Below are 17,162 nucleotides of genomic sequence, written 5' to 3' on the forward strand. Positions count from 1 at the left end.
AAAATAAATTTAAATTTTATCCTCTGAATGCTTATCAGTTACATTCGCATTTCGTATTAATCACAAATACCACTTTTTTTATGCATGTAAATTACCCTGGTACAAACAATAAATTAACATTGTTTGTAGAGTCTGTTGTGACTTTTTTTGATGTAAAATCAAGTTTTGCTAACCAAAAAAAAACTTCGCAAAATCACGTTCATCGAGCCTTGTTGATGATGGTGATTATGCTTGGTGCTTTTAATGCCAATTCCCAAGTAGCGAACTACACTTTCGCCGCAAGTTCGGGAAGTTATACTCCTTTAAGCGGAGGAACCTCTTGGCAAAGCGGAACTGCAATTGCAACCAATACGGTTTCTACTGCGATTACTTTGCCTTGGGCTTTTACCTACAATGGCAAAAGTTATTCCAGCCTTTACATCTCTAACAATGGATTTATTGCCTTTGCCAATCAGGCATCAAACGCTCCTGCGGCAGGGAATGTAACGCCTATCTCATTAACTAGTGATAGTAACACTGCAGCAAACAGTTATGATGGAGCTATTTCCGCTTTTGGAATGGATTTGGTGGCATCAACTGTTTCCGGTGCAGCCCCTGATATCAGTTACGGTACTTCCGGTAGTGATTTTATTATCCAGTATACTGATTTAGCCAGAACAGGTCAAGCAGGTTCAGATCGAATCACTTTTCAAATACGTTTGACTCAAACAACTAATGTCATAAATTTAGTTTATAATACCCCAACAGTTTCTGCTGCAACTACTTCTCCTCAAGTGGGTTTAAGAGGTGCTTCTCATTGGGATTGGAAGAATTTATCCGGAATTGCAGCAACAACCTGGACTGCACCAACGGTTAGTAATACAGCCGGTACAGCTTCATCAAATCTGACAATGCGTTTTAGTACTACAGCAACAGCGAGCTCACCGGTAGCAGGACAAACCTATACTTTTACTCCGTTTGCTGCCTTGGCGGCTCCAACTTATGCTACAATACCTGTAACTGAAAATTTTGATGCTTCTTGGGCTAATGGATACAGTACCGGCGATTTACCTAGTGCAGCAAGTTGGAGAACCTGGCCTTCATATGGAGATAGATCGGTTAGAAGAAACGATGTTGTGTCAGGAGCAGGTAATGGATGGGGCAGTAATTCAAGTGGATCAGTTACAATTTCATCACCGGACTCTGGAAGTGTTGCAAGATTCCATAACTTTTTTGTTGGTGGTCAAGCGAACTCATTCATGGATTATTATGTTGATTTTTCTTCTGCAACAGGGTCCAAAACTGTTCTTTTAGATTTATATGGAACTTCTTCCAATGTTGTATACATTTCTGTATCAACTGATGGTGGCGCTACTTTTGGAACTCCAACAACGTTTACAACTTCAGGAACATGGACTACCAGATCTGTTGATTTAGGCAATTTAACTTCTCCAACAGGAGTTGTCCGTATTGAAAATAGAGGTAACTGGTCGTCATCTTCTGATGTCGGAATGGATAATTTCAGAATAGTAGGCGCATGTGCTACTCCAACTTCTTTGGCAGCTTCTGCCAATGCCGGAACTCCCGGTTTGAATACCATCCCCGGAAGTTTTACAGCCGCTGCTGTAGCGCCGACAGGGTATTTAGTAGTGAGAACCACTACCAATGTTCAACCGGTTCCGGTTACAGCCACTACTTATACCGTTGGTAGCAATGCCATTGGTTATATAGAGTATGTAAATACTACTGCAGGTTCTTGGACATCAACAGGATTGACACCAAATACTACTTATTACTATTGGGTGTTTTCATATAACAATACCTCTTGTGGTGGAGGTCCAGTTTACAGTGCCACTGCCACTACATTTAGTGCAACTACGGCTTCTTGCGCGAGTATAAACGCCATTATAAGTATCAATGGAGCTGCTAATGTTTCCGGGGTTTCTTATACAAACATTAACGCAGCAGTTGCAGATTTAATGACTTGTGGAATTTCGCAACCTACAATATTAGAGATTGCCAGTGGTTATACAACGGAAGCTTCATATCCTATCGTTTTAGGTTTAGTTCCTGGTGCTAATCCTACAAACACTATCACTATACGCTCGGCTACAGGAGTTAGTGGAAAGACCATTACTTCTTCTAATACAACTGCTACCATTGACATTAATGGTGGTAAATATTGGATTATTGATGGTCGCCCGGGAGGCTCTGGCGCTTTGGCTTCAACTAACCTTACCATAGAAAATACAAGTTCTGCAATCGGTGGTACAGCAATTAGATTTATTAATGATGCTACTAATAACACTGTTCAATATGCCAACTTGAAAGCAGCATATGGCTCTACAACATCCGGTGTTGTTAATATCTTAGGAGGCACACCTAATGTAACCGGTAATGATAATAATACCATTACATTGAACAACATTAATGGTTCAGGTACCGTATATAATGGTATTTATGCTATTGGTACAACCAATACAAACAATAACAATACAATTTCCAACAATAATATCTATGACTTTTTTAATGCAGGTTCAGCTACCAATGGTATTTTGATTTCAAGCAGTAATACGGATTTTACCATTACAGGAAACCGTATTTTCCAAACTGCAACAAGAACATTTACTATTAGTAATACGCATACTGGTATTAATGTTAGTAACTCAAGTGGTAACAATTTTGACATTAGTTCCAACCAAATTGGTGGTGTGGCTGCTTTAACCGGAGGTCCAACTCCAGTGGCTACTTACACCCTTGCTGGTACAATAGCTAACCGTTATAGAGGAATCAGTGTTTCAGTAGGTACCACAGCGGCTTCAAGCATCCAAGGTAATACCATTTCCGGATTTAGTTTTGCCTCAACAAGTGGTTCAACTACAGTTGGTGGTCCATGGTGTGGTATTTATGTTGGTGCCGGGAATGTTAACGTTGGAAATATTACTGGAAACACTATCGGTAGTACAACAGGTACTAATAATATAACTATAACTATTAGCTCTTCAAGTGGTGTAAGCACCGGTATTTTTATTGATGGTGGTTCTGTACATAATATTTCAAATAACACTATAGGTTCAATTACAGCATTGGGTTCAGCTTCAACTGTTTCTACAGGGTTTACCGGTATTAGAGTTGTAACTTCTACCACTTGTACTGTCAATAATAACACTATTGGTAGTACTTCAGGAGCAAGTATAGTAACAAGCACAGGTTCAACCAATACCACAGTTGGAGCACTAGGTGGTATCAACAACACCAGTTCTGCAACTATTTCGATTACGAATAATACTGTTAGCAATCTGAACAATGCCCAACTACCTTCGTCATCAGTTTCGAGTAATTTTGTATTTGGTGTCCAATCAAGTGCAGGAACGAATACCATTACAGGTAATACCGTAAGGAACTTATCTACTGCAGCTTTAGCTACTGGTACTACTACTTCAGCTTCTGTAATTGGTATTTCAAATACTTCAACTACTACTCCACTAATTGTCTCAAGCAACACTATCCATACATTGAGTAATTCAAATGCTGGTGCTGTTTTAGTTACCGGTATATTAAATAATGGACCAACAACAGGTACCAATATCATAGCCAAGAACTATATTCATTCACTATCCTCACCATCCAATACAGCTGTAATAAGTGGTATTTATGCAGGAACAGGAACCACTACATACCAAAACAACATGATTGCTTTGGGTAATGGACTTACCAATAGTGCTCAAATTAATGGAGTGAATGAAGCTTTTGGAAACAACAATTTTTATCATAACAGTATTTATATTGGCGGAAGTGCTGTCGTCTCAGGAACTGTAAATACTTTTGCTTTTAACAGTACTGTAACAACAAATACAAGAGCCTACAGAAATAATATTTTTGTAAACAGTCGTTCGAATGTATCAGGAACAGGGGCACATTTTGCTGTTCAAGTGGGTGGAACAACTGTTAACCCAACCGGTTTAACTACCAATAACAACATCTTCTTTGTGAATGGTACCGGTGGAGCCATAGGAAGATTCAACGCGGTCTCAAGAACAACTATTTCTGATTGGAGAACCGCTACCGGTCAAGATGCCGCTAGTTTTGAAACTGATCCTCAATTTTTAGATACTGCCAATAATGACTTACATATTAATCCAACTCTTGTAACATTAGCGGAAGCTAATGGATTTGATGTTGGTGTGATTGAGGATTTCGACAATCAAACCCGTTCAGGTTTGACTCCAGTAGATATTGGTGCTGATGCCGGAAACTTTACCGGACAAGATGCTGCCTCTCCTATCATTACATATACTGCTTTGAGCAATGGTTTTACCAATACTGATCAAACATTAACAGCTACCATTACAGATACAGGTAGTAGTGTTGCCACTTCAGGAATTGGTTTGCCGGTATTGTATTATAAAGTTAATTCAGGGGCATATACTGCTGTAACTGGTGTGTCTATAGGTTCTAACCAATATACATTTACTTTTGGAGCTGCTGCCACCAATGGAAATGATGTGGTTTCTTATTATGTAGTGGCTCAAGATTTAGCTTCTACTCCGAATATATCGGTATTCCCTTCGGCAGGTGCAACAGGGTTTACCGCAAATCCACCAGCCGTGAGCACTCCTCCTACCACGCCAAGCACCTATACTGCTTTGGCAGGGATTTCTGGTGTCAAAACAGTTTGTGCTTCAGGTTGTGATTTTAGTTCATTAACCAATGCAGGAGGTGCATTTGCAACCATTAACAGTTCCATTGTAAATGGAAATTTAGAATTACAAATAGGAAGTGATTTAACTGCTGAAACAGGAGCAAACGCCTTAAATGCTTTTGTTAGTCCGTATACTTTAAAACTTTATCCAACCGGTTCGGCAAGGGTAATTTCAGGTTCTCTAAACTCAGCGGCCTTAATCAAGTTAAATGGTGCTGATAGAATAACGATTGATGGTTCAATTGGAGGTACAGGAACTGATAGAAGTTTGACAATTACCAACACTTCGACTACTTCTCCAACTGCAATTGCTTTAATCAGTTTGGGAACAGGTTCAGGTGCTACTAACAATACCATTAAAAATTCTATAATAAACACAGGAACTAAAACTTCGAGCTACGCTATTGCTTTAGGTGGTTCAACACCAGGTAGTGCCGGTGATGATAATGACAATACCAGTATTCAAAACAATTTAATAACATTTGCTAATATTGCCATTTTCTCAAGCGCTAATGCAACTGGCGTGACTGATAACTTGCTAATTACTCAAAATACTCTAGGTACTTTAGTTTCTGCAAGTGCAATAAATACGAATGCCATTAATCTTGTACAAGCGAATTCCGCCACCATTTCTTTGAATGAAGTTTTAGGAATAACGCAAGGTTCTAGTTTTGATGCAATAAGTCTGGGAGCTGGTGTTACTAATACAAGAATCACGAGAAACTCAATTCATGATTTGATTAATAATGGAACCAACAGAGTTTCCGGGATAGGTTTAGCCACTGGAAACAATGCTAATATTACTATTGACAACAACAACTTATATAGTATAATAAATAACGGTACCAGCGGTAACGCATTCTCTGCATCCGGTATTTACACTAGTGCCGGAACCGGTTTCAACATTTATTATAATAGCATCAATTTGAGTGGTGACAGAGATGCTGTGGCTGCAACAAAACCAACATCTGTCTCTTCAGCTATTATGATTAATAACGCTTCAGCTGCAAATCTTGATATACGCAATAACATTTTAGTTAATACTCAGACAGCTACGACTAATTCTCCTAAGTCATATGCTATATACAGTACCGCAGCCAATACCGCTTTTGCAAACATAAATAACAATGATTATTATGTAAGTGGAACACAAGGAGTTTTAGGATATTTAAGTTCTGACAGAACTACCATTGCTGCATGGAGAACAGCCACCGGTAAGGATGTTAACTCATTTAGTCAAAATCCGCAATTTGTATCCAATACTGATTTGCATATTAATACCACACTTACTTCTTACGTTGAATCAACGGGAACACCTATTTCTGGAATCACTACCGATTTTGATGGGGATAACAGAAATGGTACAACACCTGATGTAGGTGCTGATGAAGGCAACTTCATCGTTCCGGTGAACAATGATTTTGCAGCAACGGCCTTTATTGATCCGTTGAATGCCGGTTCTAAGACTGTAGGTGTAGCCTTTATTCCTCAAGCATCATTTTCGAATGCCGGAGTACTTGACCAAACTAATGTTACTGTTCGTTACCGTATTCTTGATGCCGGTTTGACTGAAGTTTACAACCAAACTGCTATTGTTGCTTCTTTAAGCTCATTGGCCACAACCACGGTTAGTTTCCCTTCTGTTACAGTTGCCACAGCCGGTTCGTACACTATTTATGCCAAAGCAGAATTAGCAGGTGACTCAATTAGTACAAACGATGAAATCACCGGAACATTAACTATTACAGATCCTTACATTTCATCAACAGTTACCCAAAATACAAACAATGTTTTAGCAGGTGCTGTAAACCAACAAGTAATTGGTTTACAAGTGGTTACTTCAGCAAGTACCGGAACCTTAACATCGTTAACATTCGATACCAACGGGACAACAAATGTTGCCGATATCAGTAATGCAAAAATTTACTATACGGGAACCAGCAATACCTTTGCTACTACTACACAATATGGCAGTACAGTTGCAGTTCCTAACGGTTCACACACTGTTACCGGATCACAAGCTTTACCTAATGGAACCAGTTATTTCTGGTTAACATATGATATTTCAGGTGCTGCTACTACAAACAACGTAGCAGATGCAGAAATTACCAATGTAATTGTAAATGGTATTACTCGTACACCATCTGTTACAGCACCGGCTGGATCCAGAGTTATTGTTAGTCCAATGTCTGGTACTTATTTGATTGGAGCCTCACAAGTATTCCCTAACTTTACTTCCCTTACTACCGCCAACACAGATTTAACGCTTCGTGGCGTTAGCGGTGCTGTTGTTTTTGAATTACAAAGTGATTATGCGGCTACCGAAACCTTCCCAATAACTATGGGAACAGTTGCCGGAGTGAGTGCCACAAATACTGTGACCATCAAGCCAGGAAATGGTGTTGTAAAAACCATTACAGGCAATAATGCCACTGCCCTATTCAATTTGAATGGTGCTAAATATGTGACTATTGATGGTTCGAATACCGTTAATGGTACTACGAAAGATTTGACCATCAGCAATACAAATACCGGAGGTGCGGTTATATATCTGAATACAGACGCAACTAACAATACTATTAAAAACACTATTTTAAATGGGGTAAGCACTTCTACTTCTAATGGTGTAATTTGGATTGGCGCTTTAGCAGTTACAACCGGTAATGATAATAATACAATCCACAATAATGATATCTCCGGGGGTGCTACGGCAACAGCTGTTGGTATATTTAATAGTGGATCAACAACTTCAACTGCTACTAAAAATTCGGGGACTGTTATAACAAATAATAACATCTTCAATTTTTCTAATACAGGAATTAGAGACGGTGGTGGTTCTGTCGGTGCTTTATATACCGGAAATAATATTTATGAAGTAGCGACACAAACTACTGCAATTACCGGTATAAGTATACGCACGAACACCTTAGAAGGATTTACCTTTAATGCTAACAAAATTTACGATTTAAAAACAACGTCTACATCAACGGTATATGGTATACATCTCGTTAATATGTTGTCTGCAGGTCCAACCGGCACCATAACTAATAACATGATTACAATTGATGCTATTGCACCACTGACCGCCTATGGAATTTTTGATGAAGTTGGTTCGGGAAGAGTTATTGACATCTACAACAATACCATATCGGTTTCAGGTAATGTATCAGGTGCAAGTAATTCTGCAGCTTATTATTATTCTACTGCTGCAACCACTAACTTTAAAAATAATATTTTAAGTAATACCCGCAATGGCGGAACAGGTAAACACTATGCCTTCAGAACAATTGCCTCACTAACAACATTGACATCTGATTACAATGATTTATATGTTGGCGGAGGTACTGGTAGCGTACTAGCCAATAATACTACTGCAGATCAAACCACACTAACCGCTTGGCAAACTGCCACAGGTAAAGATGCCGCTTCAGTAAATATTCTTCCGGTCTTTACTTCGGCTACAGACTTGCATATTAGTCCTGCCAGTGTCGGATTAGACAATTTGGGAACGCCTATAGCCACTGTTACCACTGACATTGATGGAGAGACTAGAAATCTTATTACTCCTGATTTAGGAGCTGATGAATTCACTATCCCTGCTTGTGTTACTGCAAATGGCGGTACTGCAACCGGCTCTACTCAATTCTGTACTTCAGGAACTCCAAGTATTGCTGCCAGCGGTTATTCAGTAGGTTCAGGCACTACTTATCAATGGTATTCTTCTACAATGGCTGCTGATTATCCAAATGCAGGAACAGCCGTTTCCGGACAGGTAAGCCCTTCAGCATTGACTATTGGAGTAGTTAGTACAACTTCTTACTACTGGTTACGCGTTACTTGTGGAACAGACAGTTCTACAGCGAATTCTAACTTAATCACTGTAACTATCAACACTCCGGCGACTCTTTCTGCTACTGCTACACAATCAACTATTTGTAGCGGTGGTTCGGGAACCACTTTGAACGCAACTGGTGGAGCTACATATTCATGGACCTCAAATCCTGTTGGTTTCACTTCAACTTCTGCTACACCAACCGTTAACCCAACCCAAACAACAGTGTACACGGTTAATGGAACTGACGCTAACGGATGTACAGCTAATCAGGGTACAGTAACTGTGACGGTTGTTGAAACACCAAGTACTGTTTCTATTTCTCCTAGCACTAGCACTATATGTAGTGGTACTGTTGTTACATTAAATGCAATCGGTGGAAGTGTGAATAGCTCAGCTTCTGTCTCTGCCACATCTCCAACAACAAATTCAAGTATTCCGGATGTTTCAACCACCGGTGTTTCTCAAGTTTCCACTATTTCTGGTATTCCTGTAGGAGCTACGATTACCAAAGTTGATGTGACGTTTACCCTAAATCATGGTTATTTACAAGATGCGGAAGTAGTATTGACAGCACCAAACGGTAAAGTTATTGCATTAGCCGCCGACCAAGGACCTACCACTACTGGAGTGTATTCTAATGTAGTAATAACCTCTGACCCTAATGCTGCAGTATTGTCTACTACAGCAACTCCTATAACCGGAACCTATAAAGCCAATGCTACTGCAAGTGGTTCTTTGATTGCAGGTAGTTCTTTTGGAGCTAATCTTACACAAACTTTCTCGGATCTATTTACAGTTCCTAATGGAGCATGGACCGTAACGGCTTATGATGATGCTGCTATTATTTCAGGAACTTTAAACAGTTCTTCAGTTACTGTTTATTATACATACAACAGCAGTCCTTCTATTGAATGGACAGCCTCAGCAGGAAATCTTTACACTTCTGCTGCTGCAGCATCTGTTAATGATGGTGTTAATGGATTAATTGGATCGGGATCCTTCTCAACTGTTTATGCAAAACCAAGTTCACCAAGCACAACTGTTACCTATACAGCGACCGCCAATAATGGTGGTTGTACATCTGTAGGCTCATCAACCGTTACTATTACACCTTTACCTTCATTTACTGTTAGCCCAATTACAATTTGTAATGGTCAAACAGGAACATTAACTGCTGTTTCATCAGGAAGTAATTCCTATTCTTGGTCACCGGTTGGTGGTGGCGCTACATTAGCAGGAAATCCAAGAAATGTTAGCCCAATTGTTACAACTACTTATAATGTAACAGCTACAAGTAATGATACAACACCGGCTTGTCAAAGTACACAACAAGTGACCGTTACAGTAAACCAACCGGGTACAATTGTTTCTGCTACAGATTCAAGAACAGTTTCTCCGGGTCAAGATACTACTTTTGAAGTAGTAACTACCGGAACAGTAACTTATCAGTGGCAAGTAAACGACAACATAAACGGGTGGGTTAATATTGATGCTGTAAATCCAAATTATTCAGGTGAAAACACCGATATATTAACTGTAACCAATATTACACTTGCATTTGACACTTTCCAATACAGATGTTTAGTTACCGGTTTAGCACCATGTGCTACTTTGACACCATTAGTTGGTGTTTTAAATGTAACCAATACAGGTTTCTTAACCCAACCAAGCAGTGTAAACTTATGTGGTGCTACAAGTACTTCATTTACAATTGCAACAACGGGTGATGAACCATACAATATCCAATGGCAAGTAAGTACTGATGATGGTGCTAGTTATACAGATATTGTAGATGGATTTGACGCCACAACCGGTCTTACATTTGATGTGGCTGCTCCAGATGATTTGAATGCTAAAACTCTTAATGTTTCTGGTATTACTGTTACTAATAATGGTTATAGGTTTAAATGTCAATTGGACTTCTTCTTAGATAGTAATGTAGCAACATTAACTGTTAATGTACCTGTTTCATTTGCACAAGATTTGGCAACTGCACCAATAAACCTCTGTAAAGTAAATACAACTACTAACCTGACTATTATCACTCAAGGTAATGTAAGCAATTTGGTATGGAAATATGCAACATCGGCAACAGGTCCATGGAACACATTAGGAAGCTTACCTGCAGGTACTACCTATGATGCAACAAACCCTTCTGCAAATAATTATAACTTAGCTGTAACCACTTCGGCATCAACTCCTGTTGGAAGTTATTTCTACAAAGCCTTCATTACAGGTGCCGGAAGCGGACTAGATAAATGTCCAGATGTTGAATCAAGTGCTGCAAATATTGTAATCAACCAACCAACTGTGACAGTTTCCCCTACATCAGCAATTTATTGTTCCCCTGGAACCGGTGTGACTTTAACAACTGGTGGTGCTGCTACTTATTCTTGGTCGCCTAACAATGGTAGTTTGGATACCGTAACCGGTAGTACAGTTGTAGCAACTCCAAGCACGAATACAACTTATACTGTAACAGGTACTGACGTTTTTGGATGTACTAATTCAGCTACTACTACTGTAAATGTGGGTGCCACTATTACAGTTGCGGCTACTAATGCAACAGCTCTTTCTTGTCCAGGAAGTACCGTTCAATTAAACTCTGTTGTTACTCAGGTTGTTCCCAATATTGTATCTTTAATAAATCCAGCTGTAGAAGGTGGGTTTGAGTCTGGTGCTACTTTCCCTCTTAATGGCTGGACTGTAGTTAACGGTACAAACAACAATTGGTTTGTTGGAAGTGCAGCGGGAACACAATCAGGAACTAATGCTGCATATGTTGGTACTAATAATATTGCTACTGCCAATGCTTCAGTAAATCATTTTTACAGAGATATAGCAATCCCAGCCGGAATGACAGATATTTCATTGAGCTTTTTCTTAAAAATGGCTATCGTTGACAGTACATTTGATTATTTGTATGTATATACTACCACTACTTCAAGAACACCTGTAGCAGGTACAACTCCAACAACAGGGTATACACAAGTATATTCAAATACTACTACTGCATATGCTAATTATACACAGCAATCAGTGACTTTACCAAATTCTTTATCAGGTACTACAGTTCGTTTGGTATTTACGTATAAATCTGATGGAGCATCTCCTTTTTCAGCTCCAGCTGTAGATAATATTTCCTTATCAGGAAATGCTTTAGGTAATATCACTTATGCTTGGACTTCTACACCATCAGGATTTACATCTAGCATTCAAAATCCTACAGCAACACCATCTAGTGCTACCACCTATAATGTGACTGCTACTTCTGCAAGTGGTTGTACTGCTACGTCTTCTGTATTAGTTAATGTACAAACTGCCTCACCAACTATTACATTACAACCAACAGCAGCTACAACTTCATGTCAAGGAGGTTCAGCTTCGTTTAGTGTATCGGCTACAAGTACTACAGCAATGACTTACCAATGGAGAAAAAATGGAGTCAACTTAGTAAATGGGACTGGAATCTCTGGAGCGACTTCTAGTACATTATCATTAACCGGTTTGACATTAGCAAGCGCCGGTAATTATGATGTTGTAGTTTCTACATGTACCTCTTTAAGTACGACAAGTACTGAAGCGGTATTGTCAATTAATCCATTGCCAACAGCAAGTATTTCAGGAACTACTTCATTGTGTCAAAATGCAACTGCACCTTCAGTAACATTTACAGGATCAGCCGGTACAGCTCCATATACATTTACATACAAACTTAATGGAGGTTCTAATCAAACCATTACGACAACAAGTGGCAATAGCGTCTCATTAACCATACCTACAAACACTGTTGGTTCTTATATATACACCTTGGTAAGTGTTCAAGACTCAAGTACCACGGGTTGTTCTCAAACACAATCCGGTACGGCAACAGTAACAATTAATGCTTTACCTGCAGCACCTGTATTAAGTTCTAATTCACCGGTATGTGAGAGTGCTCAATTAAATTTAACCGCAGCTGTGGCGCCACAACAAGGATACAGTTTGTTTAATAATAGCGGTGTAAGTTTTGTAGATATTGAAACTACCGGTACTTCAATTGGAACTTTGACAGATGATAATGAAAATAATATCACTATTCCTTCATTTACATTTAATGGTACAGCCTATACGACTGCGAGAGTTGGAACAAACGGAGCAATTGTTTTTGGTTCAACAACAAATGACATATCTGCTACAAACGCTGCATTACCTAATGCATCAAATACTGCTGGTAATGTATTGTTAGCCCCATATTGGGATGATTTGGATGTTCAAACCAGTCCAACCATTAAGACACAAACGGTTGGTAACTTATTTATCATTCAATTTACCAATATTACACACAATGACTTCACTACAGGTGGTATTACATTCCAAGTTCAGTTGAATTTAACAAATGGTCAAATACATTTTGTTTACCCTGATGTTATCTTTGGTAATACATCTTATGATTCAGGTGCTTCTGCAACCATAGGAATTCAATACAGTTCAAGTTCAGCCCTTCAGGTGTCATCTAATTCTGCAGCTTTAACAAATGGTCAAAGTATCACATTTATTCCAGCATCTTATTCATTTGCATGGACAGGACCAAATGGCTTTACTTCTTCAGTACAAAATCCATCAATAGCTAATGTATCCACTGCTGCTATTGGCACTTATACTTTGGAACTTACCAATACTAACGGTTGTAAATCAAGCGCTACAGTATCAGCTATTGTAAATCCGTTACCAACAGCTAGTATATCTGGAACAGTGACATTGTGTAGAAATTCTGCATCACCTACTGTAACATTTACTGGTGCGAATGGAACTGCGCCTTATACGTTTACTTATAAAGTAAATGGAGGTGCTAACCAAACCATTGTTAGCATAGGAAATACAGCTACTTTAACTGCTCAAACTACATCTGCGGGTGTATTCACATATACTTTAGTGAGTGTTCAAGACAGCAGTTCTACTGCATGTTCTCAATTACAAACCGGAACAGCTACAGTTACAATAGTTGATAATCTTACCTATTATCGTGATGCTGATAATGACGGTTACGGAAATGCAGCTATTTCAATAATATCTTGTAATGCCTCAGAACCGGGTTATGTAACTAATAATACTGATTGTAATGATAGTGTTGCAGCTATTAATCCTAGTGCTCCTGAAATCAATTTCAATAGTATCGATGAAAACTGTAATAATAATTTATTTGATGGTCATGCTCCTGTTGTAGTTAATGTTACCACTCCAAGTGGAGCTTTGGCTGCGATGACTACTCCTATTACATGTTCAATAGCAACTAATACATCGCCTTATTCAGGTGCTTCGGTTATACACAAATTCAGAGTAACCAGAACATCACCGGCTGCTGCACCTGTAGAGTTTGAAAGAGCATCGCGCACATTTGCAATTTCAGAATTGTCTATTGCTGCATATTCAGCAACATATGAAGTTCAGGCTACTGCAATTGTTAACGGAGAAGAGCAACCATATAACGGTAATACGGCAACATTTACAACGCCTGCGGCTCCGGTTATTCCATTAGTTTCTCAAGTGGTAACTACCCAGTGTAACCAAACCTTAGCTACTATCAATTCATACATCTATGCCAACAACAGCACGATGTACAACAATGCACAGATTGTTGATTTTGAAGTAGAACGTTATGAAAACAATGTACTAACACATACACAGGTTTACAGTACTAATGTCCCATACTTCAGATTGAGTTCATTATCTATGCCTGTAACTTACGGTACCCTATACAAAGTTAGAGTGCGTTACGGATACAACAGCTATGGAAGTGAAATCAGATCAGATTATAGCACCCAATGTGATGTAACAACGCCAAGCATGCCATTGGTTCAAGTAGTAAGTTCACAATGTGGTCAAGAATTGGCTTCAATAAATGCTTATGTATATTCAACAGTTGGTATAGGAAGCGCAAATCTTTATGAATTTAGAGTTACTCGTATACTAAATGTTGACGATGCGCCGGTAACCGTTACTCAAGAGACCATTCAAAGAATAGTACCATACTTTAGATTGACTATGTTAACCAATTTATATATCGGATTAGGCAAAGAGTATAGTATCGATGTTCGTTACAGAGTAAATAGTTACGGTACTCAACAATGGTCTGATTGGAGTCAAACAGCCTGTTCAGTTTATACACCTGGATTCCCTACTACTGGTGTAGTTGATGCACAATGTAATTTATTAGACTTTACGCCTGCGATGAATCAATACATTTATGCAGATGTTGTAACAGGAGCGACCCAATACCGTTTCCGATTGGAATTGTTTGATGAAATGTCAGCCACTCCGGCAGTACCAATATACAGCGAGTTTGTAGACAGTCCGGCAAATTATGTAAGATTAAACCAATTTACAGGCCTTTTACCACAGACGACTTATGTAATTAAAGTATCTGTTCAAATGAATGGAGAATTTGGACCATACGGAAAAGACTGTGCGGTGACCACTCCGGCATTTGCTGCAAAATCGACACCGGCTATGGTAGGTTCAGAGTTTGAAGCTACGGTTTATCCAAATCCGTTTACAACCAGTTTTAGCATAGCTTTAGAGACTTCAAGCGAGTCAACAGTTGGCATAAAAGTATATGATATGGTTGGAAGATTGGTTGATCAAAGAACCGCTTCAGTGACAGAATTGAAAAAAGGCTTCTTAGGAGACCAATATCCAAGTGGTGTTTACAACGTAATCATCACCCAAGATGAAGTAGTAAAAACACTTCGTATAGTAAAGAGATAATCTTTAAATTAATTTATATAATAAACCCTCATTAAGTTATAATGAGGGTTTATTTTTTATTGTAGGTATAAAATCAAATATATTGCAATTACTAAGTGTCAGTTTTATTTATTAATGAAAAATTTATTGGGAATTATAATATTGTTTTCCATCAATCATTAAAATCAATTATTGAATAAAATAAACACGTTTAATTTTACCGTTTTCGATGTGGTATATCGCTACAGCTTCAATAAATTGTTTTCCAAATTGAACACGTTCTTTATCAATAACGATATTGCCTTGAACAATTCTTTCAACCAATTGACAATGCAAGTTTGGAACTTTATCGAACATCTCTGAATATTCTTTACGCATGTTTTCCTTGCCTTTTGACTGCAGTGTATTTGGGTAATTATATATTTCAACATCATCAGCATATGGTTCCAAAAATGCTTCAATGTTTTTCAAATTGTATGCATTTAGTTGACGTTGGGCTAATGCTTCCGGAGTATCAGGAATTACTTCAGTAGGACTAAAAAATATACCTCGATTGACTACTTGATTAATTTTGGTTAAATATTCCAGATTTTCAATTGGATTCCCTTCCAATAATATCAAGTTGGCTTTTTTACCGATGGCAATAGTTCCAAATTCATTTTCTTTATTGAGTACTTTGGCGCCGTTAATTGTTGACGCCTGTATGATTTGCCAATTTGTGAGGCCACTTGCGGACATGGCTTTTAATTCTGATAAATATGATGATGCATGCAAAGTACCTATATTACCAGCATCAGTACCGGTGGCTATTAATACTCCGGCATCTGATAACAATTTTAGATTTTGACGGCAAATTGCATTTTCTTTATCTACAATGGCCATATATTCAGCATTATTGATACTTCTTTTGTAATTATTAATCATTAAAGTATCCGGCAGATGTCTCAAATCAAGAAGCGAACCCAATTGAAACGGGTTTGACTTTAACAAATCATGGTTAGTAAATTGAAGTTTTTGTCCAAAAGTATTGATATAACCATTATGAACAATTAAAGTTGGACAGAGTATGGTTTTCTTTTTCTTGAGCAGTTGTACAAAATCATCCTTCAATAATTCATCATCAACACTATGCACTAAAAAATCGCAACCACTTTCAACAGACAGTTGTGCAGTTATTCTCTCGGTTGCATGCACTGCAACTTTGAGTTTATGTTTGTGGGCTTCATCTATAATTGCTTTAATAATGGGCAAATTTTTTCTGGCACTGGCTTCCACTTTATCTCTATCAGTTATATACCAAATTTTGATAAAATCAGGTTGTAAAGGCAATTGATTTTGGACCATTTTAATACCATCCTCAATACTTTTTACCAAATTAAATGGTTCTTCATCTTTCAAATCATTATAAACTGTTGGCTCAAATGTGGTAGCTAAAGGCCCAGTCATATAAATAGTTGGTGCAAAATCTTTTTCTGAAAAATCTTTTCTCTGCTTTAAAAAACTATAAGAAGCTCCAACATCAATAACCGTTGTAATGCCATTTTGCAAATAGCGTCTCAACTTATCTTCCATGGTTTGGTGAGCCAAATCGACTTCTTTATTGTATGGTTTTTCATTTCTGAAATCAATCGCATCAGGACGAGTATATAAACCTCCATTTTGAAAGAAATGGATATGAGCATCAACCAATCCCGGAAATAAATATTTTCCCTTTGCATCGATTATATTAGCGTTTGCAGGGATTTTAATTTTTTTACTTGGTTGAATGTTAGAAATCAAATCTTTGGTAATCACCACAGTTTGATTGGGTATTAATTTTTGCCTTTCTACATCAGCAATCGTGACATTAGTAATGTAGGTTTGAGCAATCAGTAATTGGCTAGAAATTAATAATACTAAGTTTAATTTTTTTTTCATGCT

The 17,162-nt window shown here is 38.2% G+C and carries 2 protein-coding genes; one reads left to right on the forward strand and one right to left on the reverse strand.

Annotated features, from left to right (window positions below):
* Positions 1–80: 80 nt before the first annotated feature.
* Positions 81–15,263 (forward strand): BNR-repeat neuraminidase N-terminal domain-containing protein, encoded by a 15,183-nt coding sequence (locus P7V56_RS09235; RefSeq protein WP_171223040.1) that lies wholly within the window; start codon positions 81–83, stop codon positions 15,261–15,263.
* 168 nt (positions 15,264–15,431) lie between these two features.
* Here the strand turns inward: P7V56_RS09235 and P7V56_RS09240 are convergent, their stop codons facing one another.
* Entirely contained in the window at positions 15,432–17,159 is a 1,728-nt protein-coding gene (locus P7V56_RS09240; protein ID WP_171223039.1) for an amidohydrolase family protein, read from the reverse strand.
* Between the last annotated feature and the right edge of the window lie 3 nt (positions 17,160–17,162).

It is taken from the genome of Flavobacterium sp. IMCC34852 (assembly GCF_030643905.1).
In the GTDB taxonomy this organism is placed as follows: Bacteria; Bacteroidota; Bacteroidia; order Flavobacteriales; family Flavobacteriaceae; genus Flavobacterium; species Flavobacterium rivulicola.

What these genes read in the sequence shown, in the direction of transcription:
- P7V56_RS09235 (WP_171223040.1), top strand. Translation starts at nt 81, where the DNA reads ATGCATGTAAATTACCCTGGTACAAACAATAAATTAACATTGTTTGTA.
- P7V56_RS09240 (WP_171223039.1), bottom strand. Translation starts at nt 17,159, where the DNA reads ATGAAAAAAAAATTAAACTTAGTATTATTAATTTCTAGCCAATTACTG.